Annotated in this window: 22 protein-coding genes; 5 read left to right on the forward strand and 17 right to left on the reverse strand. The window is 28.1% G+C overall.

Annotated elements, in window-relative coordinates; all coding sequences use genetic code 11:
* The first annotated feature begins 25 nt into the window (after nt 1–25).
* Genes ACYUDJ_RS10460 through ACYUDJ_RS10470 form a run of 3 tightly spaced genes read left to right on the forward strand, consistent with a single transcriptional unit; the run spans nt 26 to nt 2,568 of the window.
* On the forward strand, nt 26–802 hold the full coding sequence (locus ACYUDJ_RS10460) for a thiazole synthase (RefSeq protein ID WP_043032426.1): 777 nt from the start codon (nt 26–28) through the stop codon (nt 800–802).
* A gap of 13 nt (nt 803–815) precedes the next feature.
* The gene (thiH, locus tag ACYUDJ_RS10465) at nt 816–1,973 is read left to right on the forward strand and encodes a 2-iminoacetate synthase ThiH (protein ID WP_460289625.1); all 1,158 of its coding nucleotides are present in this window, start codon (nt 816–818) and stop codon (nt 1,971–1,973) included.
* Nucleotides 1,966–2,568: a thiamine phosphate synthase gene (locus ACYUDJ_RS10470; RefSeq protein ID WP_460289626.1), complete on the forward strand. Its 603-nt coding sequence runs from the start codon at nt 1,966–1,968 to the stop codon at nt 2,566–2,568. The genes thiH and ACYUDJ_RS10470 overlap by 8 nt, the downstream gene beginning before the upstream one ends.
* 229 nt (nt 2,569–2,797) lie before the next feature.
* Here ACYUDJ_RS10470 and ACYUDJ_RS10475 read toward each other — a convergent pair whose 3' ends face one another.
* The 17 genes from ACYUDJ_RS10475 to ACYUDJ_RS10555 all read right to left on the reverse strand — a co-directional run bounded on the left by ACYUDJ_RS10475 (nt 2,798) and on the right by ACYUDJ_RS10555 (nt 23,975).
* Nucleotides 2,798–3,013: an ArsR family transcriptional regulator gene (locus ACYUDJ_RS10475; RefSeq protein ID WP_080974746.1), complete on the reverse strand. Its 216-nt coding sequence runs from the start codon at nt 3,011–3,013 to the stop codon at nt 2,798–2,800.
* Nucleotides 3,014–3,170: 157 nt separating this feature from the next.
* The gene (locus ACYUDJ_RS10480; protein WP_460289627.1) at nt 3,171–5,408 is read right to left on the reverse strand and encodes a HelD family protein; all 2,238 of its coding nucleotides are present in this window, start codon (nt 5,406–5,408) and stop codon (nt 3,171–3,173) included.
* Between the two features lie 348 nt (nt 5,409–5,756).
* Nucleotides 5,757–7,739, reverse strand: coding sequence for an FtsX-like permease family protein (locus tag ACYUDJ_RS10485; protein ID WP_460289628.1), 1,983 nt, complete (start codon nt 7,737–7,739; stop codon nt 5,757–5,759).
* 264 nt (nt 7,740–8,003) lie between these two features.
* Nucleotides 8,004–9,995, reverse strand: coding sequence for an FtsX-like permease family protein (locus ACYUDJ_RS10490; RefSeq protein WP_045518200.1), 1,992 nt, complete (start codon nt 9,993–9,995; stop codon nt 8,004–8,006).
* Entirely contained in the window at nt 9,985–10,752 is a 768-nt protein-coding gene (locus ACYUDJ_RS10495) for an ABC transporter ATP-binding protein (RefSeq protein ID WP_003485303.1), read from the reverse strand. Before ACYUDJ_RS10495 ends, ACYUDJ_RS10490 begins: the two co-directional genes overlap by 11 nt.
* Nucleotides 10,753–11,553: 801 nt before the next feature.
* Nucleotides 11,554–13,248: an ATP-binding protein gene (locus ACYUDJ_RS10500; RefSeq protein WP_265203488.1), complete on the reverse strand. Its 1,695-nt coding sequence runs from the start codon at nt 13,246–13,248 to the stop codon at nt 11,554–11,556.
* Between the two features lie 377 nt (nt 13,249–13,625).
* Nucleotides 13,626–13,979: a zinc-ribbon domain-containing protein gene (locus ACYUDJ_RS10505; protein ID WP_460289629.1), complete on the reverse strand. Its 354-nt coding sequence runs from the start codon at nt 13,977–13,979 to the stop codon at nt 13,626–13,628.
* Between the two features lie 337 nt (nt 13,980–14,316).
* Nucleotides 14,317–16,410 (reverse strand): BglG family transcription antiterminator, encoded by a 2,094-nt coding sequence (locus ACYUDJ_RS10510; RefSeq protein WP_265203487.1) that lies wholly within the window; start codon nt 16,408–16,410, stop codon nt 14,317–14,319.
* Nucleotides 16,411–16,630: 220 nt separating this feature from the next.
* Complete coding sequence (locus ACYUDJ_RS10515) at nt 16,631–17,995, reverse strand: PTS ascorbate transporter subunit IIC (RefSeq protein ID WP_003358211.1); 1,365 nt, start codon at nt 17,993–17,995, stop codon at nt 16,631–16,633.
* Between the two features lie 12 nt (nt 17,996–18,007).
* Entirely contained in the window at nt 18,008–18,292 is a 285-nt protein-coding gene (locus ACYUDJ_RS10520) for a PTS sugar transporter subunit IIB (protein ID WP_003361919.1), read from the reverse strand.
* Between the two features lie 28 nt (nt 18,293–18,320).
* Nucleotides 18,321–18,758 carry a PTS sugar transporter subunit IIA gene (locus ACYUDJ_RS10525; RefSeq protein ID WP_003485280.1) on the reverse strand — a complete coding sequence of 146 codons (438 nt, stop codon included), beginning with the start codon at nt 18,756–18,758 and terminating at the stop codon, nt 18,321–18,323.
* Between the two features lie 23 nt (nt 18,759–18,781).
* Nucleotides 18,782–19,498, reverse strand: a complete 717-nt coding sequence (locus tag ACYUDJ_RS10530) for a transaldolase (protein WP_265203486.1) — start codon at nt 19,496–19,498, stop codon at nt 18,782–18,784.
* A 233-nt stretch (nt 19,499–19,731) separates the two neighbouring features.
* Nucleotides 19,732–20,136 (reverse strand): hypothetical protein, encoded by a 405-nt coding sequence (locus ACYUDJ_RS10535; protein ID WP_265203485.1) that lies wholly within the window; start codon nt 20,134–20,136, stop codon nt 19,732–19,734.
* Nucleotides 20,137–20,473: 337 nt separating this feature from the next.
* The gene (locus ACYUDJ_RS10540) at nt 20,474–21,208 is read right to left on the reverse strand and encodes a transpeptidase-transglycosylase (protein ID WP_265203484.1); all 735 of its coding nucleotides are present in this window, start codon (nt 21,206–21,208) and stop codon (nt 20,474–20,476) included.
* A 183-nt stretch (nt 21,209–21,391) separates the two neighbouring features.
* On the reverse strand, nt 21,392–21,985 hold the full coding sequence (gene plsY / locus ACYUDJ_RS10545) for a glycerol-3-phosphate 1-O-acyltransferase PlsY (RefSeq protein WP_043032051.1): 594 nt from the start codon (nt 21,983–21,985) through the stop codon (nt 21,392–21,394).
* A gap of 813 nt (nt 21,986–22,798) precedes the next feature.
* Nucleotides 22,799–23,413 (reverse strand): sugar O-acetyltransferase, encoded by a 615-nt coding sequence (locus tag ACYUDJ_RS10550; RefSeq protein WP_460289630.1) that lies wholly within the window; start codon nt 23,411–23,413, stop codon nt 22,799–22,801.
* 319 nt (nt 23,414–23,732) lie between these two features.
* Nucleotides 23,733–23,975, reverse strand: coding sequence for a hypothetical protein (locus tag ACYUDJ_RS10555; protein WP_460289631.1), 243 nt, complete (start codon nt 23,973–23,975; stop codon nt 23,733–23,735).
* 27 nt (nt 23,976–24,002) lie between these two features.
* Here ACYUDJ_RS10555 and ACYUDJ_RS10560 point away from each other — a divergent pair, with 27 nt between their 5' ends.
* Together ACYUDJ_RS10560 and ACYUDJ_RS10565 are read left to right on the forward strand one after the other, a co-directional pair.
* Nucleotides 24,003–24,263, forward strand: coding sequence for a M24 family metallopeptidase (locus tag ACYUDJ_RS10560; RefSeq protein ID WP_460289632.1), 261 nt, complete (start codon nt 24,003–24,005; stop codon nt 24,261–24,263).
* A gap of 56 nt (nt 24,264–24,319) precedes the next feature.
* Nucleotides 24,320–25,726, forward strand: coding sequence for a peptide MFS transporter (locus tag ACYUDJ_RS10565; RefSeq protein ID WP_460289633.1), 1,407 nt, complete (start codon nt 24,320–24,322; stop codon nt 25,724–25,726).
* The last annotated feature ends 68 nt before the right edge of the window (nt 25,727–25,794 follow it).

Consider the following 25,794-nt stretch of genomic DNA (forward strand, 5'->3'; position numbering starts at 1 on the left):
AGGAGTGGGGAAAATGGGAAATGATATGAAAAATAATACTGACAAACTTATTATAGGTGGACATGAGTTTAATTCACGATTTATATTAGGATCTGGAAAGTATTCACTTGATTTAATAAAGGCAGCTATTGAAAATGCTGGTGCAGAAATTATTACTTTAGCATTACGTCGTGCTAATTTAGGTGGTAGTGCTAATATTTTAGATTACATACCTAAAAATGTTACATTACTTCCAAACACATCAGGAGCTCGCAATGCTGAAGAAGCCGTTCGTATTGCACGTTTAGCTCGTGAAATTGGATGTGGGGATTTTATTAAAATTGAGGTTATTCGTGATTCAAAATATCTTTTACCAGATAATTATGAAACAATAAAAGCTACTGAAATTCTTGCAAAAGAAGGATTTGTAGTAATGCCTTATATGTATCCGGATCTAAATGTTGCAAGAGATATGGTAAATGCAGGAGCTTCAGCTATTATGCCTCTTGCTTCACCTATTGGATCAAACAAAGGATTAAGTACAGGTGATTTTATTAAAATTTTAGTTGATGAAATTGAGATTCCAATTATTGTGGATGCAGGAATTGGACGACCATCTCAGGCTTGTGAAGCTATGGAAATGGGTGTTGATGCTATTATGGCTAATACTGCAATTGCTACAGCAGGTAATGTTTCAGCTATGGCAAAAGCCTTTAAAAATGCAATAGAAGCAGGAAGGACAGCCTATCTTTCAGGTCTTGGTCGCGTACTTGATAATGGTGCTTCAGCTTCATCACCATTAACTGGATTTCTTGAAGATTAAGGAGGAGATTTAAATGGAACAATCTATTGATCATATGAAATATATGCCGGGTATGGAGGTAATTGAATCTAATATTATGGATCAAGTTATATCAAAAATGAAAGCATATAATTATGAAAAATATACAAGCCATGATGTGCTTAGGGCTCTTAAGAAGGATGTATTAGATATTGAGGATTTTGCAGCTTTATTATCTCCAGCAGCCCTTCCCTTTCTTGAAGAAATGGCTAAGCGTGCTAAATTAGAAACACATAAACATTTTGGTAATTCAGTTTATATGTTTACTCCCCTTTATATTGCTAACTATTGTGAAAACTATTGTATTTATTGTGGCTTTAACTGTCATAACAAAATTAAGCGCGCTAAACTTAATGCAAAAGAAATAGAAAAGGAAATGCAGAGTATTTCTAAAACTGGACTGCAAGAAATATTACTTCTTACCGGTGAAAGCCGTAGTATGTCTAATGTTTCTTATATTGGTGAAGCCTGCAAAATAGCTAGAAAATATTTTAAGGTAGTTGGACTTGAAGTATACCCAATGAACTCTGATGAATATGCCTATTTATATGAATGTGGTGCGGATTTTGTTACTGTATTCCAAGAAACTTATAATTCTGATAAATATGAAACACTACATTTAGCTGGACACAAGCGTATTTTTCCTTATCGCTTTAACGCACAGGAAAGAGCATTAAAAGGTGGAATGAGAGGTGTTGGATTTGCTGCATTACTTGGATTAGATGATTTTCGTAAGGATGCATTTGCAACAGGGCTTCATGCACACCTTCTTCAACGTAAGTATCCACATGCTGAAATTGCTATTTCCTGTCCAAGATTACGTCCAATAATAAATAATGATAAAATTAATCCAAAAGATGTACATGAAAAGCAACTTTTACAGATAATTACTGCATATAGAATATTTTTGCCTTTTGCAAATATCACTATATCAACTCGTGAATGTGCTCGATTTCGTGATAATGTAATTGGACTTTCTGCAACTAAAATTTCAGCTGGAGTTTCAGTTGGAATAGGCGGTCATAGTGATGAAGAAGATACTAAGGGTGATGAACAATTTGAAATTTCTGATGCACGTACAGTATCTGAAATAGCTAATGCAATTGCTAATCATGGACTTCAAGTAGTTATGAGTGATTATATATATGTATAAGTTATTAGCAATTACCAATCGTCATCTTTGCAATAATGAGTTTCTAGAACAGATACAAGATATATGTACATTGAATGAAAAAAACACAGTCATTGAATCTGTAAGTATAGTACTTAGAGAAAAAGACTTATCTGAAAATGACTATAAGAAGCTAGCAGCTAAGGTATTAAAAGTATGTAAAAAAAATAATACCCAGTGCATATTGCATACTTATTATAAAGTAGCCAAAGAACTTAATTGTAAAAAGATTTATCTACCATTACATGTTTTAAAATCTAATCCTAATATCTATAAAGATTTTGATGAAATTGGAGTATCTATTCACTCAGTAAGTGAAGCAATAGAAGCTATGAATTTAGGAGCAACTTATATTACAGCAGGACATATATTTTCTACTGATTGTAAAAAAGACCTTCCTCCACGAGGTTTAAGCTTTTTGTCATCAGTCTGTAGTTCTGTACATATTCCTGTTTATGCTATTGGTGGCATTTCACCAGCAAATGCTGAAAAAACTATCAATGTAGGTGCAGAAGGTGTTTGTATTATGTCAGGACTAATGACTTGCAAAAGTTCTAAATTATTTATGGCAAAATAAGATAAATTAAAATGCTCCTACCCCCTTGCAAGATAAGATTTATGTAGTCCTGCAAGAAATGCAAATATTAAGCGTTAATAACTCCTTTAAATGAAGTCTACAGTGAAAGGGCTGTTTACCCTATCACCATACCTTCATCTAACTTTATGAAAAACCTCATTTATTTATGATACGATCTCTCACCATAATTAAATGAGGTTAGATTTTTTTATATACAATATAATTAAGCCTATTCCTCTTTTCTTTTATCATCTTCACTAATATGCTGTATTCCTACAAATATAAGGTTTATTAGCTCTCTTATGTTTTTCCATTGAGATTCATTTGAATCAAGATAATAATAATTTTTTGTTCCTTCTTTGCGGACATTTACAATTTCTGCTCTTTTTAATATTTGCAGATGATGAGAAACAGCTGGTCTAGAAAGATGAGTTTTCTTTGAAATTTCCTACCTTTCGTTCATTTGTTTAAACCATTATAGCAAATAGATATTCTTTTTGTTCATTGGTAAAGAAATTGATTACCATTATTTAAAATTAATATTTATCAAATAATTTTGTTTAATTATAACTTCAATAATAAAAATTTAAAATAAGCACATATCACTTTAATAATGGTGATACATTTCCTAAATAAAATATATCCAAAACATGAAGAGCTCTTGTACAAGCTGTATAAAGTAACAATCTATCTTCTTCATCCTTATATCTTAAATCACTGGCATTATATATAATAACCACATCAAATTCCAAACCTTTAGCAAGATATGCAGGAATAACTAAAATATCATTAACATAGTCATCATCCTCACTTACAATCATTTTAACGTTAATCCTCTCCCTCAAACAATTGTAAACCCTCTGTGCTTCATCAACATTTTTTGTTATTATCCCTATTGAATTATGGCCATCGCCCTTATAAACTTTTACCTCTTCAACTATTCTTTTATTTATATCTTTTTCATCTAAAAACCCAGTCAAACTTGGCCAATCTCCACTCCTTTTCACGTATTCATCATTAATTTCCTTATTTAATATTTTCCGCGAAAATTTAGTTATTTCCATTGTTGACCTATAACTTTTAGTTAAATTTATTGTAGAAGTATCCTCAGATTTAAGTATATTTACAACATTATTATAACTCCCAACATTCATATAAGGATTAATAGATTGAGATATATCACCAAGGATTGTTTTATTTGCTTTGTTAAATAATTGATTGAAAATTTCATACTGCAATGGTGCATAATCTTGAGCTTCATCAATAATTACATACTTTACTTCTTCTGTTTTTGGAATATCACCTACAGCTCCTTTTATAAACAATAAAGCTATTTGATCTTCATAATTTATCTTTTTAGCCCTTAAATTTTCTAAGGTATATCTTTTTATTTCTCTAATACTTTCATTATCATATTTAATATTTGCCATTTTTAATAAGCCCTCTAAATTTTCATAAAAGCTCTTATAACAATCCATCAAATCAAATTTAGTTTTTTCTTCTACCTTATTAATTATAGCTTTAATTTCTCTATTTACTAAGGATTTGCTTACTTTAACTATTTCATTCTCATCTAACTCTTCATTAGACTCTTCCATTTCTTTCACTGTTTTATCAACTAATCTTTTTTTATAAGGTTCTATAAGATATAAAAGTCTTCGTCTTAGTTTTTCTAATCTTCTCTTAAGAGGAAGACTCTCGTAGTCCTTATAAAATAATTCCTGTATTTCTAATGCTGAAATTATAGTTTCCCCTCCTAAAGTAATATCTCCAAAATCCCTACTCATTTTTTTTAAGTGTTCTATATATACTTTTAATAATTTAGCAAAATCCACAGAAGACTTAAATTTTAAACTTTTAATCCTAGTATCATAAGACCTCTCACTCTTATCTCCAAAAATATTCTCCATCATTTCACAATAATCTTCCTTACTATCTATATCCTCCAAAACTTTATGCATATATTCTTTAAATGTAGTTTGCAACATATTATCCTCTCCAAGCTGAGGTAAAACGTTAGAAATATAATCATTAAAAATATTATTCGGAGAAAATATCACGATATTTTTAGCTGTTATAATATCACGATGCTTATATAATAAATAGGCAATCCTATGCAGAGCAACAGAAGTTTTCCCACTTCCTGCTGGCCCTTGGACAATTAAATTTTTATATTTTTCATTACGAATTGCCTTATTCTGCTCTCTTTGAATCGTAGTTACAATAGCCTTCATTTTATTATCACTACTTTTACTTAATATATCTTGTAACACTTCATCATCTATTTTTATATTACTGTCAAACATATAATCAATTTTACCATTACTAATTTTATATTGCCTTTTCATTGATATTTTCCCATTTATAATTCCATCAGGACATTTATAATAAGCATTTCCAATTTCATAATCATAAAACATACTAGAAATTGGAGCCCTCCAATCATATATAATAAAATCAAAATCTTCATTAACTAAGTTAGAAATTCCAATATAGCACTTTTCAACATTTTCTATTCCATCTTCCTTAAAATCCATTCTTGCAAAGTAAGGAGATGAAATCATATTCTCGTATTTATCAACTAGTTTTCTTTCAAACTCATGGCTTCTCTTTTGAATTTTCATAGTATTAATAAATTGCATGAAATCTACAACATGCTGTAAACCATTTTCCACTGAAACAGCTCCAACATTTTTCCATAATTCTCTTTGAGTCTCAATAGCGTCTTTTTTAAAATTATCTTTGAAATTTCTCTTTTCTTCTAATTGTCTTTTTACCTCCCTAAGTACATTTTCTAACCATTTCATTTCTACTAGCCATTCAGATTTATTTATTGACAAAATATCTCCTCCTTATAATAGGCATTAACATTTTAAAATTAATATTGATATTTTATCAAATACACCTGAAATTACTAGTCTATAATTACTTTTTTATATATGATATAATTAAAGTGGGGAAATAATATATTAAAATTTTCTATTTTAAATTGGTAAAAAGTGAAAACCTCCATTTATATGAAGTTTCTCACTTTTTGTTATTATTTCTCACTATACTAATTTTTCTACCATTCTAGGGTATCAATTTGCAAATCTTAAAGCTATCTGTCCTCCTAGTGAAATTCATATAATATTTGCTTTACTTTTCCTGACTCTCCTATGACTTACTCAACATAAAATATAAGGCTATTAAATTTTGCTTTTTACTATATTTTTATATCCTGCATAGGTTATATAGAAATATCCCAAGTAAACTATAACAAATATTAGAATAGTTATTAAAATTGAATACCTAAAATTGGCTGTATTAATAATCATGCTGGTAAGATCATTAATTATCTTAATTACAACCATTGAATGAATTAACGCAAGAATCACTGGAAGACTAAAATACATCAAGGTTTGAATGAAAATTGTTTTGTCTATCATTTTTTTGTTTGCGCCAATTCTCTTTAAAGCTTTATATCTTTCTATGCTATCACTAGCCTCTGATAATTGCTGAAGAGCTAATACTGCCATACTAGTTATTAAAAATACTATTCCTAAATATATTGCAATAAATAGCATCATACTTGTTATTCCATTACTTTTAGAGTACACCCCATCCTTGGTAATGGCATCTATAGAAATATCTAAATTCTTATACTCATCTTTAATATAATTATCATTAATTTTATTATATTTTTTATTATTCTCTTCTCTATTTTTATCTAAATACATTACATTAAGTATTGAGGAGCTAATTTTATAATCAGACACAAATTCATCATTCATAACTACTGTGCAAAAGTTATCCGCAATGGAAGATGTTTTAAGATTTTCTTCTATAACCTTACCATTTTTAACCAAATATTCTATTTCTCTTATATTAATTCTTCTATTACTTTTTAATTTTTCATTAATTAGATTAATGGCACCACCTGAACTTGATAAAATTAAAACTTCACTCTTATTTAAAGTTATTTCTTTTTCACCCTTTAATTTTAAAATTTTATTATAATCAGATATTTTACTAAAATATACATCATAACGTGTAAAATTTCTTTCCTTAATCTTTAATAATTCACTTGCCTTTAATTCTGTATAATAATCATTGTAAATTGCATATTTTTCATTTTTACTCTTTTGGAAATCAATTTTATTTAACATATCTTCTATATGATTCTTTTCATTTTTGTTTTCATCTTTATTGTATAGCGTTACACTGGCGTCAAAGGGAGTGATTTTTCTACGTTCTTCTTCTTTAACTTTTTTAAAATTTATTCCTGTAGATAATACCACTATTGTAATAAATAGCATTAAACATATTAAAGACATTGATATAAAGTTTGTATTAACTTTACTGTTCATTTGTTTTACTACAAACATATTTAGCCCTTTAAAATATATCTTTTTGTTTTTATTCGTTACATATAATATAACTCCAGCTAAGCTAAAGAAAAATAATACTGTACCTACTATGGCAAGAGCTATTGGTATAGACATATTACGTTCTAAATCAAAACGTATCTCTAGCAAGGATTTATATGAAAATCCAAGAAATATTAAACATAAAACAAATGTTAATAAATATATAAATGAATTTTTTAATTTTATGTCTTCATTTTTTATGTTGGCTATTAATAGATCAATAACTTTATATTTAGAAATAACAAATACATTAAATATCATAACAAGCAAAAACATTGTTCCAAAGTATAATATAGTCTTACCTATAGCACTTGTTGAAACTATAAACTTATATTCATCCATTCCCACATCAAATAACTTTAAAGTAAATGTAGATAACCCTTGTGATACTCCAATTCCTAATATAAGTCCACCAACTAAAGATATAACTCCCACTATAAAGGTCTCCGTTACTAAAATTCTAGATATCTTTCTTTTTCCCATACCTAAAATCATATAAATTCCTAACTCTTTTTTACGTCTTTTTATTAAAAAATTATTTGCATACACTATTAATCCACCTAATATTATGGATACTAACACTGAAACACCTGAAATGCCCTTCATTATTTCAGACATAAATTTTATTTCAATAAGTACCTTTTGTGATTCTATTGAATTAAAGCTATAAAATATACAAACAGCTAATATTAGTGTTAAAAAATATATAGTATAATCCTTATAACTCTTTTTTATATTTTTAAGAGCTATCTTAGAATACATAATTATCATCACCTCCAAGAAGTAGAATTTTTCAACTTCATCTCCTGTAACTTATTTTATACAATTCCATTTATTGCATCAATGAAACTATATTTCATTAACATTACACTTTTGTTATATTGATATAAAATTAATTATTTCCATGCAACATGAAAACCCTAGACTAATTAATTAGCCCAGGGTTTAATGGTGGATACGAAATTTAATATAAAACTATTAAACTTTGGATAGCAAAATTTAATAGCCCTAATAATTATCATAGGATTAAATATTACTTTCCACTATATTTTTATATCCTATATATGTTGTATAAAAATATCCTGCATAAACTACAATGAATATTAAAGCCGTTATTAAAGCTGAAAAGCTAATGTCAATTTTGGTAAATACACTTATATAGTCACTAACTACATTAATTCCAATCATTGAATGAATTAATGCAAGAATCATTGGGAGGGCAAAATATATTAGGGTTTGAAGGAAGATTGTTTTATCTATCATTTTTGAGTTTGCACCAATTCTCTTTAAAGCTTTATATCTTTCTATACTATCACTGGCTTCTGATAACTGTTGAAGAGCGAGTACTGCCATGCTAGTTATTAAAAATACTAGTCCTAAATATATTCCAACAAATAATATTGTTGTTGTTCTACCCTTACTGCCAGAATAAATATCATCCTTTGAAAAAGCACCCATATATGAAATATTTAAACTTTTGTACTTACCATCTAAAAAGTTCTTATTTATTTCCTTATATTTTTTATTATTTTCTTCTCTATTTTTATCTGAATACATTACATTGAGTATAGAATAAGCAATTTTATTGTAATCATATAAAAATTCATCACTTATAACTATTGTGAAAATATTATCTGCAAAAAGATAAGTTGCAAGATTTTCATCTATTATTTTATCATTTTTCACTAAATACTCTTTTCCTTTAATATCAAATTTTTTACTACTTTTTAACTTCTCATTAACTTGCTTTACCAAGTCATTTTTGTTAGACATAACTAAAATCTCATTTTTATTTAAATTTATTTCTTTTTTCCCCTTTAGTTTCAACATTTTATTATAATCAGATATTTTAACAAAAGCTACCTCAGCATCCTTATAATATTTATCTGTAATTGATAACAAGCTATCTAGCTTTATCCCTGAAATATATTCATTGCAAGTTGCATATTTTTCATTTTTACTTCTTTTAAAATTGATCTTATTTAATACATCTTCTAAACTGTCTTTTTTACTATTATTTGATATTATTATACTAGCATCAAAAGGTGCTCCTATTTTAACCCCTTCTTCAAAGCCATTTTTAAGACTTATTCCTGTAGATAATATAAGTATTGTGATAAATAACATTAAACAAATTAAAGACATAGATAAAAAGTTTGTATTAACCTTACTATTTATTTGTTTTACCACAAACATATTTAGCCCTTTAAAATATATCTTTTTGTTTTTATTTACTACATACAATATAACTCCAGCTAAACTAAAGAAAAATAACACCGTACCTACTATTACAAAGGCTATGGATGGTTTAAACATAGGCTCTCTTAAATTTAACCCTGTTTTTAGTATAGATTTATATGCAAATCCAAGTAATACTACACATAAAACAAATGATAATAAATATATAAATGTATTTTTAAATTTTATATTTTCATTTTTTCTACCTGATGTTAGCAAATCAATTATCTTGTATTTAGAAATAACAAATGCATTAAATATCATAACAAGTAAAAACATTATTCCAAAGTATAATATAGTTTTACCTATAGCCCTTGTTGAAACAGCAAATCTATATTCATTTATAGAAACCTCAAATAATTTTAATGTAAAAACAGATAACCCCTGTGATACTCCCATTCCTATTATAAGACCTGCAATTAAGGATATAACTCCTACTATAGAGGTCTCTGTTACTAAGATTTTAGATATTTTTCTTTTTCCCATACCTAAAATCATATATATTCCCAATTCTTTTTTACGTTTCTTTATTAAAAAATTATTTGCATATAATATCAAACTTCCTAATATTATTGATACAAATACTGATACAGCAGACATAAAATCCATTAATTTAGATACATAACTTCCACCTGAAGATTTTATATCAGTAAGTGCCTTTTGTGAATCTATAGAGTTAAAGCTATAAAATATACAAACAGCTAGTATTAGTGTTAAGAAATATATAGTATAATCCTTATAACTTTTCTTTATATTTTTAAGAGCCATCTTAGAATACATTATTGTCGTCACCTCCAAGAAGAGACGTAACTTCTATAATTTTATTAAAAAATTCTTTTCTTGTATCATTACCTCTTACTAATTCATTAAAGATTTTCCCATCCTTAATAAAAAGAATTCTATGAGCATAGCTAGCTGCAAAAGCATCATGAGTTACCATTAATATAGTAGCCTTTAATTCTTTATTTAGCTTTTCAAATCTTTCAAGTAATAATCTAGCTGATTTAGAATCTAGAGCTCCTGTTGGTTCATCGGCTAGAATTAAAGATGGATTAGTTACTATTGCTCTTGCTGAAGCAACTCTTTGTTTTTGTCCACCTGACATTTGATAAGGATACTTGTTTAACACCTTTTCAATTTCTAAATATTTTGCTACTGATTTTACTTTTTCATCTATTTTTGAAGTTTTCTCACCTTGTATTGTTAAGGCTAAAGCAATATTCTCATAAGCTGTAAGGGTATCTAATAAATTAAAGTCCTGAAATATAAATCCCAATTCATTTTGTCTAAACTTATCTAATGATTTTGATTTTAGTCTGGTAATATCATTGTTATTTATCATTATTTTACCTGTAGTAACATTATCAATAGTTGATATGCAGTTAAGCAATGTAGTTTTACCACTTCCTGAAGGTCCCATTATACCAACAAATTCTCCTTCATCTACCTTAAAACTAATATTATCTATAGCCTTTGTTACATTATCCTTATTACCATAATACTTTTCAATTTTTTCTACACTTAATATATTTTGCATTTCTAATTCCCCTTTTTCTTTATTTTAACTGAATTTTTTACCTCTTATGTAATTCATTTTATATAATTTCATTTGTTGTATCAATTGAACTATGTTTCATTAATGTTACATTTTTGTTATGTTAATACAAATCAATTCAATTTTTAAAGAAAATACTAACTTTCTATTATAGTTATTTTTTGGGGTAGAATTTCAAATTTTTTATTTTATTTTTAAAAGTTTTTAGATTTACTTTTATTTTTACTTTACATAATTATATTTAAGTAACTTAGTCTATATTTCTTATTTTTTTCCTTTCTTATCTAAACCATATTGTGTTTTCATCTATATATATGGATAGGAGATATAAAGTGCAGTAATTTTTTAAGCTTTTTGATGCTCAAGTATTTTTGTAGTTTTCTTATTGCTTTCTTTTTCTTTATTACTACAACAACTATTACTTATTACTTCTTCTTTATTATTTATTACTTATTATTTCTTTACTTACAAGGCCCTTATGAGCCCCTTTATAGTCCTTAGTAATATCCTTATAATTATCTTTTAGTTCATAACTTTTATCTATATTTACAAATCTATTTTTATTTATATCTATAAAATTATCTTAAATTTCATCTATACGCATAAAACTATCTCTAGTTTTATAATTTTCATCCTTAACTATAAATCTATCTTCAACTTTATTGTTTTTATCTCCACTAAAAGAACTATTTTTTACGTCAGAAAATAGCTTAATAATTAAACCTATAAATTATTGCAAAGCAAAAGCTCCCACATTGTGAGAGCTTTTAAAACTATCCTTTTTTATATATCTACAGTATAAATATGTTTTTTTCCTACCACAAGAATTAATACCTTCTTTAAATCATCCTCTCCAAGTTCTTCTTGAACCATTTTACTTTCAGCATATCCTTGGAGCTGTTTTATTCCTTCTTCTTTTACTTTTTCTAAGGTATCTCTTTCACTTTCTTTTATATATTTTAGTTCTATAATCCACTGGAATTTAGTTATATCTTTAAACTGAATTTTTCTTTTAAGCATTATATCTACATATCCTTTATTGTTCTCATCTTCACTTTTTATAAAATAAGTACTGTCTACTCCTAATAGTGTAAGAAGCATCATCTTTATATTTTTTTCATCCATTTTTATTAAATCTCTATTGGATAAATCCTCTAATATGTTACTTACAAGATTTATTAAGGGCTGAATGTTTCCATTCATTCTCATTTCATTAACAGCTATTCTTATGTTTTGTATTTGAATATTATAGTCTTTGTTTAAACTTTGGAAATATTGCTCCCAGTATATTGTTTTTATTACGTAGTTAGGTATTCTTAGTACTGTACCTAGTGGACCTTGTTCTTTTATAGTAAGCATTCCAAGATAGAATAATAAAGATTTAAAATTTTCTTTTACACTATACATGGTATGAATATTAAATCTATCTACTAGCATAGTAGAAGTTTCCCCTGTGGTTATTATTTCCTCTAGAGCTTCTCTATCATTAAAATTATAAGCCAACTGATTAACTTTGCCGTAATCAGTTTTTACATTATTATCTATCATTTCCTCTGGATATTCATTATAAGCTAAATACTTATTAAGAAAATACATAGACATATCTGGATTAAAAACTGATTTGCAATTTTTGTTGAATTTATATCCATTATAATATTGGGTCATATCAGTACATATCTTTTCTCTAAGTTCTGTATTTTCTATATCCACTTCATCCATAATATAAGAAATCTCGCCTCTTGTAAAACCCATCATAGCATTAAGATTTTGATCTAATGTATAATTCATAGTAATATTAAAACCACTAGTTAAATCATCTAGCATTATAGGACTTACTCCAGTCATAAATATTCTATTAAAATTGTCAGCTGTTGCATCCTTTATGGCTTTATAAAATACCTTAACAAAACCTTCACCATGAAGTATACCACTATAAGTACTTTGTTTTCCTCCTGTAATCAGCTCATTGGCAAAATTATCATATTCATCTATTAAAACAAATACTTGCTTATTGTTGATTTTGCTAAGCATACTTATATGAGCTACAACCATTTCTGCACTCATATCTTCCATAGGTAATTTGTTTTCACCTAATAAATTACCATATTTATATAAAAATTCTCTTGCTGCTGATGAAACTTTAAAATTAAAACTCTTTCTTAATTCTTCTTCCCCATGTCCTGCATCTACTCCTGCAAAACTTATTTTCCATACAAGAAATCTATTTTTATTTTTTGTAGGATTTTTACCTATATATAAATCTCCAAATAATTCTTCAAATTTATCCTTCTTATTTATATCATAATAGTTCTCAAGCATTGATATAAAAAGGCTTTTACCAAACCTTCTAGGCCTTATAAAAAAATTATAGGGAGCGTATCTATCTAATAATTCTATGTAAGAGGTTTTATCTACATAAAGATAATCCTCCTCTCTTAAAACTTCAAAGTTAGAAATCCCATAAGGTATTCTCTTCATTTACTCTCACTCCTAACTTAATTTTATCCCAAGAATCTTATTTGTTGAAACTTCTACTTTTCGTAGAAGTAAGCGATTCACACCAAATTGTAAATTTGGGTTCACTGCTTATAGTATACCCTATATTTCATATCATTTGAATAAAAGGCTTTAAAAAACTATATTTACAAAAAAGCTTTCACATTGTGAGAGCTTTTGCTTTATAAACTAATCTATCAAACTGATTAATTTATCTTAATATTTATGTATTGTACAAAAAATAAAAATTACTATAGTAATTTATCTCCTATAGCAATTTCCAGTTGGACCTATGCTTTATAAACTTATAAAAGTTATCAAATTAAAATATTTATTATAAATCAACAGATTTTAATAATTTACTTATTAGCATATTCCTCCATCTGTTTTAAATAATTAATTTGAGTTTCTGTCTTTCCAGCATATTTTATATTATCTGTAACAACTTTTTCATTAATATTATTAGAACTAGAGGTTATATCAATTTCTATTTTTTCAAATTCCTCCTGTGTAAGTTCTATATAGCTCCAGCATTTTGGACAGGCAATACAATATTGTTTTTTATAGGGTATTATAGGAATAAAAAATAACGTAAACCATGTTCTTACAACACATAAATTCCAAACTTCATCAGTATTACAATAGTTACATGTACGTTCAAAAACTGCTCCAATAATCTTTTTGGTTACTTTTCCCCAGCCCCAAATTATCATTTTATCACCTCATACAAATTATTTCTTCACAATTATACCATTTGTCCGTATTTATTACAATATATAACATAAATATACATAATCCTCTGAATATAATAGATAATTTAAAACTTATATATAAATTAGCAAGTAATAAATAATAGGGGGATAATGAATTGCTTATGACTTGATATAAATGAAATGTCTAATAAAGAAACATGTGGTTTTTCAAAAGATTTTCTACGTCAATTAGAGCTTATTATCTATAAATATAAAAAATAATTTAATAATTAAACATATAAATTATTACAAAACAAAAGCTCCCAGATTATGAGAGCTTTTGTTTTTATTATTTAATTCAACTATATAAAAAGGAACCTATTTCAGAGGAAGTTTTTATATTTTTAACCTTTGAAAGGAAGTCTTCCTGATCCATAATGCTCATTAACTCTTTTAATGCATTCATATGGTTTACTTTATCTATGGAACATATTGAAATTATAACACTTACTGGATCATGTTCAGTATTTCCAAAGGAAATTGGATTTTTTAAGGTTAGCATACTTATACCAGTTTTTAGAACTCCATCCTCTGGTGCTGCATGGGGCATAGCTATTCCATGTGCTATAACAATATAAGGGCCCATATTCTTTACTGTGTTTACCATAGCATCTATATAGGATTCCTTTACACAGCCATTATTCATTAATATCTCCCCACTTTTTCTTACTGCATCTTCCCAGTCTTTAGCTTCTTCATTTAATTTAATAAAATCAGGTTTTAGTAGTTCTTTTAAAGAAGGTTTATGATCTTCAGTAATGGTAGGATCTTTTATATTCAAATATAGTGCTAGTTTATTTCTCAATTTATAATAATCATGTATAGTACAATTTTCTTTTATAATATTTAAAATCTCTTGCACCTTATCTCTTTCTTCATATTTACAGGAACTATTGCATTCTTCACTGTTATCTCTAATAAATTTTGCAAAGTATAAACCTAATTCACTGATGTTTTTTTCCGTTAAAAATGTATTTACTTCTATACACTTTATCCCCTTAGCCTTTAATGGAATTGTAGTTACAATTAAATCTATGTTTTTATTATATTTAAGGACCTTTTCCATAGTATGGCTGGATATGGTGTCTATTATATTTATATCAAATATAGATTTTAATTTATTAGAAATAAACTTTGATGTACCTATGCCTGTGGCGCATACTATAAGTACATTTGGTTTTCTATGGTTTTTATTTTTGCTTCTTTCTATGGAAGCCATAAAGTGTAGTGTAAGATATCCTATTTCCTCTTGATTTACACTATCACCTATATCCTCTTCTATGAACTTTACACCTTCCTCTATACTTTCAAAGATATAGGAATATTTCTCTTTTATTTCTTCTATCAATGGATTTTTTACTTTAATATCATGTTTAAGCCTGTATATAGCTGGACGAATATGCTGAGCAAGACTATCAAAAAGCTTATTATCCTTACTAAAATTAATTCCTGTTATATTTTCTACATTTTCTATTAGTTTAAATACTATAAGATGTAAATAAATCCAATCATCCTTTACAATATTTTCAAGGGTAGAAGTATTGCTACCTAAAATATGAATTGTTATATAGCCTATTTCGTCCTCTGGTATAGATATTTTGAATCTATCCTCAAGCATCTTTGCTATACCTGATGCAATAGCATATTCCGCAGTTTTCCTTAGATTCTTAAGCTCTTCACTATCCATTATTATATCCTTTGATAATTCTATTCTTTTAATGGCTATAGCTATATGAATAACAAGATTATTAAAAGCATCATCTGAAAATGAAGTTTCCATCTGCTCCTCTGCAATTTTAATAGTATTTCTTATAAAGTCTATATCTATATCATTAAAAAGCTTAAGGGTGGTTACATTGAAAAAGTTTATAGAATCCATGCTCTGAAAAAAGAGCTTTACTGCAGCCCGTCTAAGATCCCTTTCCCTTCCCAATATTTTTATGCCCTGTCCCTTTGAACTTTCAAGGGTTATTTTATTTTCTGATAGCCATTTTTTAACCTCTATTAAATCATTTATTATAGTACTGCGGCTTACCATCATCCTATCTGAAAGCATATTTATAGTTACAAATTCACTCTTATTTAAAAGCTCATAAATTATATAAAATACTCTCTCTTTTTGAGAAAGAACATAGTCATAATTATTAATTTTGCCAATAATCTTAAAAAGTTTTTTTATTTCTTCATCCTTTAAATCTAGGCTGATGCCTAAGTTAGATTTTCTTTCAAGTTTAGGAAATTCAATCTCAGCTAAATAATCATCTATTTTATCTAAATCATATCTTACTGTTCTAGGACTTTTATTAACTTTTTTAGAAATTTCCTTTATAGTTATAGGCTTTTCGTTATTTACTATCATCTGTAAGATATTTGAGCATCTTTTATTTAACACGATGCATCATCCCCTTTAGTGTTTAAATTAAAAATATAATTGCCAAATAAAATTTATTTACTATATTACTTAAAATGCCTAATAATCCACAATAAAATACTCTTTATATAATAACTATAGATTTTATTATAAACTTATTATATAAAAAAGAAGTGCAAATATATTAAAATGAAGACTTTATGGAAATCATTTTATATATTTACAACTCCTTTTTATTAATTTATTCTTCTATATTATTTAATGCTTTTGATTTAGTCTTAATAAAGTTTGGAACTATAAGAGCTACTAACATCAACATAGCAATAATTATTATTCCTGTTTTTCCTGCTAGATTTGATGTTTTTCCAATAATTATACCAAGTACACCGAAATCAAAATCACCAAAGGTTGTGTTTTTGAATCCAAGGGTACTAAGTACTGGAAGAAGTAATGCTGGGGCAAAGGTTATCAAAAGTCCGTTTACAAAACTTCCAATTACAGCTCCCTTTTTTCCTCCTGTTGCATTTCCAAATATACCTGCTGTAGAACCACAGAAGAAGTGAGGTACAAGTCCCGGTATTATAAGTACTCCTCCAGCTACTCCTAGTAAAACCATACCTATAATTCCACCTATGAATGAGCTTACAAAACCTATTATAACTGCTGTAGGTGCATAAGGGAAAAATACGGCACAATCAACTGCTGGTATAGCGTCTGGTATAATTTTTGTTGCAATACCTTGGAATGCTGGTATAAGATCTCCAAGAATCATTCTTACGCCATTGTAAACAATAGTAACACCAACTGCGAATTTTAGTGATGACATTATAGCGAATAATATAGGTGACATTCCATCTGATAATTTAGATACATATTCAGGACCAGCGGCTACAGCTGCTACTATATAAAATACCATCATTGTAATTGCTGTAGAAATAGTTGTATCTCTTAAGAATCCCCACTTTTCAGGAATTTCAATATTTTCAGTACTTTCTTCAGGCTTGCCTACTTTTGAACCAACCCAAGCTGAAACATAGTATGCTAAGCTTCCAAAGTGACCCATAGCAATTTCATCGCCATCAGTAACTTTTAATGTGTATTTTTGTCCAATTGCTGGTGATATTGCACTCCATGCTCCAAGTAAAAATCCACCAAATAATATAAGTTCAGTTCCCTTCATACCGGAAGTTCCTAAAACTGCTGATAAAAGACATGCCATAAAGAAACTATGATGACCAGTCAAAAATACATATTTGTATTTAGTAAACCTTGCTATAACAAGATTTATCAAAAGTCCAACTACTAAAATTGACATGGTTTCTACCCCTAGTACCTTTTGGGCAACAGCAACGATTGCTTCATTATTTGGTACTACTCCAGTTATGTTAAAGCCAGTTTGGATCATTCCTCCTAGGGGCTCTAAGTTTGCTACTATAAAATCTGCACCGGCACCAAGCATCAAGTAACCTAATATTGGTTTTAAAGTTCCTGTAAGAACCTTATGTCCAGGTTTCTTTAAGGCTACAAGTCCTACTAATGCCATAATACCCATTAATAATGCCGGTTGTTTTAAAACGTCTCTTAAAAATTGAAGTAATCCTAACATTTTAATCAACTCCTATTTTTTTAATTCTTCATCCTTTTGTTTTATAATTTCAAGTACATCCTCTGTGATTTTTTTCTTATTTATATAACTTCTTACCACAGCTACATCTCTTCCTTCAAATTGTTCTGCTAGTTCTTTTACTGTTACTATTAAATCCGCCTTTTTACCTTGAGCAGAGTTAAAATCAGTAGATTCTACATTTGCAGCTATTCCGTTTTCTTTACATATTTCCTCTATCTTCATAGCAAGCATAAGACTGCTTCCAATTCCATTTCCACATACAGTTAAAATATTCATATTAATCCCTCCAATTTGTTTATATATTTTATTTTATATAATCTAGTATTTCTTTCTTTGTTGATGCATTTCGTACAATCTTTAAAAAGTCATCATCTTCTATAAGCTGAACAAGTTCCCCTAAGACCTCAATGTGTGCCTTATTATCTACAGCACATAAGAATATAACAATATCTACAGGATCATGTTCTTCGTTGCCAAAATTAACTGGATTTTTAAGCTTCAAAAGTCCAATTCTTATATTTTTAGCTCCAGCTTCAGGTCTTGCATGAGGCATTGCTATTCCAGGTGCTATTACAATGTATGGTCCCATGTTTTTTACCGTATCTACCATAGCATCAATATAGCTATGTTCTACGGCTCCATCTTCCTCTAATAGCTTTCCTCCTAATCTTACTGCCTCTTCCCAGTTTTTCACTTCCACGTTTACTTCTACGACCTGATCGTTTATATAATTTTTAAGCATTAGTTTTACCGCCTTTCTTGCAATTATAAAATTGAAAACCCAAGGCTAGATGCGTCTTTGTAAAATCCTCTTACAGTTTCAATAGAATATTCCTTTAGATCCTTTCCCATGTTAGGCATTTTTTTAAGTATGTCATTTGTTACAGTAATTATTTCACAACCACATTTATCTGCTTCTACTATGCTATAAAATTCTCTGCAACTTGCCCATAAAAGTTCTACTCCTTCTTTAGTTTTGCAAATTTTGCTTGCTTCTTTCATAATCTTAACTGGATCTTCACCTGTATCTGCTATTCTTCCTGCAAATACTGATACTATACTATCTACTCCAGATTTTAATGCCTCTACTACTTCTTTTACTTGATCTATTGTAAATATAGCAGTTACATTAAGGTGATATCCTTTTTCTGAAAGTTTCTTTATAAGTGGTGCTGTTGATTCACCCTTTGTGTTTGTAACAGGTATTTTTATATAAACATTCTCTCCTAAATTTCCAAGAACCTCTGCTTCCTTTTCCATAGTTTCTAAATCATCTGAAAAAACTTCAAAAGATACAGGCATATCCTTTATTTTTCCCAATACTTCCTTTGCAAATTCCTTGTAATCAGTAATTCCTGCTTTTTTCATAAGGGATGGATTTGTTGTAAATCCTTTAACCATTCCTTTATTATAAGCATCTAACATACCATTTAAATCTGCTCCGTCTGCAAATATCTTAATTTTTAAATCGTTGTACTTCATAAAAATCACTCCTTAGTTTTATATACTGTAATCCTTTTCTCTTCTATGTCTTAATTATATAAACTAAGGGTTTCACCATCAAGATTAATATATTTCAACATAATTGTGGCAATTTTTAATATGGAGTATCTATAATTATTTAAACCAAAAATGATGCTGCTATTTTATTAGGTAAGTTATCAAGCAAATAAAAAAAGGATACCTACATTAGTATCCTTTTTTATGACAATAGTTTAATATTGTTCACTAATTTTTTTATTAAAATTTCTTTTTAAGATATATTCTACAGTAATAAATACAATAACTAATATTAATAATTCAGGTTCTAGTAAAATAACGCTTGTATTATAAATATCAGATTTATTTAATATTAGCGATATTATAGTAAGCAGTAGTGTACATACTCCTGAAATACTCCATATTAAACTACATTTTCTATTAACCGAAGCCAAGTTATTTGTATTCTTATACAAATGTTCTCTATCTCTCTCTGAAAAACCAGTAAAAAACGTTGCTATAGGTACAATTAAATCTAATGTTCTATCTATCTTTTTATATAAATTACATTTATATAAAATTCCTATAAAAATCATTAGTACAGGAATACCTATATTGCAAGTGGATATTAATATATTCATACCAAAACCTCCATATATCTTATAATAACATAACTATTATTAATTACCCTTTTTATGTAAGTATTATTCATGCGCAACAAAATGCATTTGTTATTTGAAATATATCTTTATTTTACCATATTATTATAGGTTTTGTGGTGTATTATAGAAATTTATTTATATCAAATAATTCATCGTAAAGAATAATTACATATTTACTAAGAAATTCTACTTTAAATAAAATCTTATTAATTTGCGTAAATACTTATTACATAAATTTAAAAGGATATTGATAAAATACACTTATCAATATCCTAGAAAATACAATTAGTACTGATCTTTAATATATTATTATATACTATGGGTTACACACACTACATGGAGTTAAGCCTTCATTTCGTGCTTGTGATACTGTTGTTTCATAACAGCTTTTCTTTAAATATCTACACCCTGAACTATGATATTTAGATCCAGTTCTGGTTTTATATACTGTATAATTTTGATTATCATCTGCATTTTGGCTTTCATTAGACTGACTATTTGAATTACCTTTGCCTGTTGACTGTGCAAATGCTGCCTGAGCTTGTTCATTCTCAGCTTTTACTTTATTTTCTTCTTCTTGTTTTCTTTTTAATTCTTCTTGCTTTTTTTGTTCTTCTGCAGCCTTTTTCTTAGCTTCCTCTTCTTGTTTTCTTTTTTCTTCTGCGGCTTTTTTCTTAGCTTCTTCCTCTTGTATCCTTTTTTGTTCTTCAGCTAACTTCTTTTCTTCTATCTTTTTTTGTTCTTCTTGCTTAATTTCTTGTTCTTGTTTAGCTTTTTCTGCCATCAATTTTTCATTTTGAATATTATTTCCTACGGCTACATTAAGGCTTCCTATAATAGCTAAAATTATTATACCTGTAAATATAAAGTTTTTCTTCTTCCTAGTTAGTTCTTTTAAGTCTTTTTTGTTCTTTAAAAAATAACCTCCCACTACAATAGCTGAAAAAATAGTTGCCCATCCTGTAAATCTAGGTAAACTTCCCATTAACACTATATACATTACCGCTAATAAGGCTATATGGGATTTTTTCATATTACGAAATTTATCCACAATACTCCCTCCATATTTTTATAATATATTTCCTACACAAATATTCTTCTACAGAGTTATGGATAATCCTTCAAAAATATAAAATAATATACAATATTTACATAATTACAGAAACTATTTTATCTCTTCCCTTTAAATACTAAAAACCTGTCCTAAAAATAGACAGGTTTTTAAAATTTAAAGTTATTTTTCTTCTTTTCGCATAATCCTTACTAAATTATCTTTATGCCTAAATACCATTAAAATACCGGCTATTGTAGTAGAAATTATTATTTGAATAGGTAGTTTTGTGATTATACACATAACAGGTATTGTTATGCCTATTACAATAGACCTAATAGATACTATACTTGTAAATAAACCCAATATAAAATAAACTGCAAGCCCTGTTAACGTTGGAATAGGTGCAATAAAAATAAATACGCCAAGTGTTGTATTTACACCCTTTCCTCCCTTAAACTTAAGAAAAGGTGTATAATCATGTCCTAAGATTGCTGCTATTGCAATAATAGAAAGATAAGTGTCAGTTGAAACAGGTAATTTAATAATCTTTGATAAATATATTCCTAATACTACAGGAATGATACCTTTTAAAACATCTATTGTTTGAGTAATGATAGATATTTTAGTTCCTACAATTCTTTTTACATTTGTTGAACCTATATTCCCACTACCTTTTGTTCTTATATCAATTCCACATGTTTTCTTAGTAATAAAATATCCTGTTGGTATTGAACCTAACAAAAAAGAGATTACGCTAGTTATTATAATAATCATTTACTTCACCTTAAGTTTATTATATTTTGTAGCATCATATTCTACAATTATTATTTGATTAACGTAAAAATTATACCACAACATCTATACATTTTCATAATTTTACAGAAGGCATAAGAAGTTTAACACCGTTAAATCTTCTAAATTTATTAATTCAATTGATGATTCATTACTTTTTGACAAAAAAACAAAACTATGATAATAAGTAAAACTACAATAAATTTTATATTAGCCAAATATAAATGATGCAGTTATAAGTAAAAGTAACAGATAGGTAATAACACCTTTTTTCTTCCATATCAAATCAATAATCACAAGAAGAATAAAAACAAAAAGTGTTATTGCAATTATAATCAATATATTATCGCTTGAAAAATTATCAGATGAAATATTATACCCCATACTACTACTAAGTAAAATTCAAAAGTTTTTACGACTTTATTATCATTTAAAGATAGCCTAACATAAGGATTATATTCAATTTGTCAAATATTTTTTATTAAAACATAAATGTATAAAAAGAGAATCAATATTCGTCTAATTATATACAATATTTTGAAGTTAATGTTATAATTAGTATGTAAACAAGCCATGATTCAAATTATGTTTGTTATAAATCAGAAAAATTTATTGAATTAAGTGAGGGATGATAAAAAATGATTTCTAAGAAGGATATCACATAATATGTTTGATTGTTTCCTTATATAGTGATGGTAAAATCATAAGCGTAAATAGTACACATGCAATAAAACATTCTATAGCTAAAATCATTTTCTCACCCCATTGCATAAATAATTTTAATTTGTAAATAAACTAACCTTTATAATCATCAACATCAAATTCATAATTTTTATAATAATACTTACGATCTTCTTCTGTAATTTCACGAATAACTTTGCATGGATTTCCTATTGCTATCACATTGTCTGGAATGTCTTTTGTAACAACACTTCCCGAACCAATAACAACGTTATTTCCAATATGAACTCCAGGATTTACAACAACATTTCCTCCCAACCACACATTATCTCCTATTGTTATACCAATTCCATATTCATATCCAGAATTTCGTGAATCAGGATGTATGGGATGACCTGCTGTATACAAAGAAACATTCGGAGCAAATTGTACATTATTACCTATAATTACTTTTCCCACATCTAGAATTGTACAGTTGTAATTTGCAAAAAAGTTATCTCCAACCTGAATATTCTTTCCATAATCACAATAAAAGGGTGCCTCTATATGTACATCTGCACCTGCTTTTCCAAGAATATCTCTTATTAATTTATGGATTTTTTCATATTCATCTGGTAAGCAATGGTTATACTCATAGATTTTCTTTTTATTTTCCATTCGTTCTTCTGGTAATCCATCTAAGCACGCTTTATATGGAAGCCCTGCTAACATTCTATCTTTATGATTCATAATTGTCTCCACCTTCCACGTTATATTAATATTGAAAATAAATTTCACTTTATCTTTTAACTTACATTATAGCATTTTGAAAGGGATACTAGAACTCATTCAAGTGCCATTGAAGCAGATATAGCTAACATAATAATTCATGTTGGTAATAAAACTAATCAAAATGCTACTGTTGTTAAAAATCTTTCTGAAAGCTCTAACACCCCTTCAACCTTTGTAGCTAAAGATGTTAATTCAGAAGATGATATTGCATGGACTCTTAACATTCGTGGAAACCATATTGAATTTTTCCCACTAATTTTATTATTATTACAATGGATTAGGTGCATCTATTCATCAATGAAAATAAATTAAATGATGAAATTAAATCAAATCTTAAGGAAAATGGTGCATTATTTATACATCCATATAATAAAATATACAAAGAAGTTATTACAGAAATAAGTTCTTCTAATAAACTAGATGCGTTCCCTGCAGAACAAGGTAGATTTATTTGTCCAAGTTTTGAACCTATTTCTTCATGTGGTGAACATGCTACCATAGTAACATGCATCTTGCTCATGGAGAATTCCTTTATGGTTGTAACGGTATGAATTTGGACATCCTTGCACGTGCTCCATTCTGGAATAAAAACTTAAACTTTAATCATGGTACTGGCCACGGTGTTGGATATTTGATGAACATTCATGAAGAACCAACTGGATTTAGGTGGCAATACCCTCCAAAGGAAACTCATCGCTTTGAAGAAGGTATAGTTATTACTGATGAACCAGGAATTTATATAGCAGGCTCACATGGAATACGTATTGAAAATGAACTTATTGTATGCAAAGGTGAAAATAATGGTTAAAAGAATATACTAGAGAAATTTAATAATTATAAATAATAGAAGGAAGGTATTTCACAATGTCTGAAAAAAAACAAAAACATCCTATTGGATTATGGCTAGTAAATATCTCCATAGCTTTACAAAGTTATGCAGCTTATGCAGTAGTTTCAATATTAATACTATTTTTAACAGCTGATGTTAGCAAAAATGGACTTGGTCTAAGTGTACCAAAAGCCGCTGCTATCATAGGTTTATACCAAGGTATAAACTATATGGGTTCCCTAGTTGGTGGATATATAACTGATAAATGGCTTGGAATCCAAAAATCACTAATATTAGGTTGTTTTCTAACTGCTTGTGGTTATTTGGCGCTATTTTTTGCCAAACCAAATATTGGTAGTGTCTGGTTGGGACTTATTATCCTAATTGTTGCTGGTGCATTTTTCAAGGCACAAATTAGTAGCCTTGTAGGTGAACTTTATAGCAAAAATGAATTGTCTAAAAAAGATGCTGCCTATAGCATATTTTATATGTTTATAAATATCGGTGCTTTTTTTGGACCTATAATTGCTGGTTTAATTTCTGATAAATGGTTCGCTAAAGTAGCCGCTGATGGTGAAATCGCAGCCTATGGTTATAAATACATTTTTCTTATGTGTACTTTGATAATGATATTTATAGGTATCTTTATTTGGATTGTATCGCCTAAATGGCTAGGTGAGATAGGGAAATACCCCGTTTCTAAAGATAAAAAAACTTTCACAGAATCCGTAAGCACAAAATCAACAGAAAAAGCTAAAGCACAACCTTTGACACAATTAGAGAAAAATCGTATTAAAGCAATGATTGTGATGTTTGTGTTTGTCATTATATTTTGGTCAGCATGGGATCAAACTGCTACATCCTTCTCTTTACTTGCAAATAAACTTGTAAACAGAACCATCGGTGGATTTACAATGCCTGTACCTTGGCTTACTTCTATTAATGCAATCTTTTGCGTAGTATTGTCACCAATAATTGCGAATATATGGTTAAAACTTGGGAATAGTAAAAAGGGCGACCTATCAGTTCCTACTAAAATGGGACTTGGAATGATTTTAACAGGTATTGCCTTCTTAACCTTAATACTAGGTATATCAACATTAGGTGGTGTTTTAGACGGAAGTAAACAAATGAACATACTTTTCATCATTGTGGCTTACTTTTTATTAACAGTAGGAGAGCTTTGCCTATCTCCAATAGGAATGGCAATGTTCAATAAATTAGCTCCTGCAAAATACGGCTCCCTAGCAATGGGTGCATGGTACTTAAGCTTCTTCTTTTCAAGCATAATTTCAGGAAAACTTGCAGGATTTACAGATACCCTAGGATATACCCAAATATTTGGCTTAATATCTGGCATTGTAATAGTATTTGGTGTAATTCTAATTTTATTACGAAATGGATTATTAAAACTAATGTCTCTAGATGAATTAGATAAATAATAACATAAAACAGTATTACAAAACAAAAACCTATCTTAAGCATTATATTTAAATAGCTAAGATAGGTT

The sequence above is a fragment of the Clostridium sp. CTA-6 genome (genome assembly GCF_054768115.1).

Coding starts and splice junctions, on each gene's coding strand:
- ACYUDJ_RS10460 (WP_043032426.1), top strand. CDS start 26: ATGAAAAATAATACTGACAAACTTATTATAGGTGGACATGAGTTTAAT.
- thiH (WP_460289625.1), top strand. CDS start 816: ATGGAACAATCTATTGATCATATGAAATATATGCCGGGTATGGAGGTA.
- ACYUDJ_RS10470 (WP_460289626.1), top strand. CDS start 1,966: ATGTATAAGTTATTAGCAATTACCAATCGTCATCTTTGCAATAATGAG.
- ACYUDJ_RS10485 (WP_460289628.1), bottom strand. CDS start 7,739: ATGTATTCTAAGATAGCTCTTAAAAATATAAAAAAGAGTTATAAGGAT.
- ACYUDJ_RS10490 (WP_045518200.1), bottom strand. CDS start 9,995: ATGTATTCTAAGATGGCTCTTAAAAATATAAAGAAAAGTTATAAGGAT.
- ACYUDJ_RS10495 (WP_003485303.1), bottom strand. CDS start 10,752: ATGCAAAATATATTAAGTGTAGAAAAAATTGAAAAGTATTATGGTAAT.
- ACYUDJ_RS10500 (WP_265203488.1), bottom strand. CDS start 13,248: ATGAAGAGAATACCTTATGGGATTTCTAACTTTGAAGTTTTAAGAGAG.
- ACYUDJ_RS10505 (WP_460289629.1), bottom strand. CDS start 13,979: ATGATAATTTGGGGCTGGGGAAAAGTAACCAAAAAGATTATTGGAGCA.
- ACYUDJ_RS10515 (WP_003358211.1), bottom strand. CDS start 17,995: ATGTTAGGATTACTTCAATTTTTAAGAGACGTTTTAAAACAACCGGCA.
- ACYUDJ_RS10520 (WP_003361919.1), bottom strand. CDS start 18,292: ATGAATATTTTAACTGTATGTGGAAATGGAATTGGAAGCAGTCTTATG.
- ACYUDJ_RS10525 (WP_003485280.1), bottom strand. CDS start 18,758: ATGCTTAAAAATTATATAAACGATCAGGTCGTAGAAGTAAACGTGGAA.
- ACYUDJ_RS10530 (WP_265203486.1), bottom strand. CDS start 19,498: ATGAAGTACAACGATTTAAAAATTAAGATATTTGCAGACGGAGCAGAT.
- ACYUDJ_RS10535 (WP_265203485.1), bottom strand. CDS start 20,136: ATGAATATATTAATATCCACTTGCAATATAGGTATTCCTGTACTAATG.
- plsY (WP_043032051.1), bottom strand. CDS start 21,985: ATGATTATTATAATAACTAGCGTAATCTCTTTTTTGTTAGGTTCAATA.
- ACYUDJ_RS10550 (WP_460289630.1), bottom strand. CDS start 23,413: ATGAATCATAAAGATAGAATGTTAGCAGGGCTTCCATATAAAGCGTGC.
- ACYUDJ_RS10555 (WP_460289631.1), bottom strand. CDS start 23,975: ATGAGCAAGATGCATGTTACTATGGTAGCATGTTCACCACATGAAGAA.
- ACYUDJ_RS10560 (WP_460289632.1), top strand. CDS start 24,003: ATGAATTTGGACATCCTTGCACGTGCTCCATTCTGGAATAAAAACTTA.
- ACYUDJ_RS10565 (WP_460289633.1), top strand. CDS start 24,320: ATGTCTGAAAAAAAACAAAAACATCCTATTGGATTATGGCTAGTAAAT.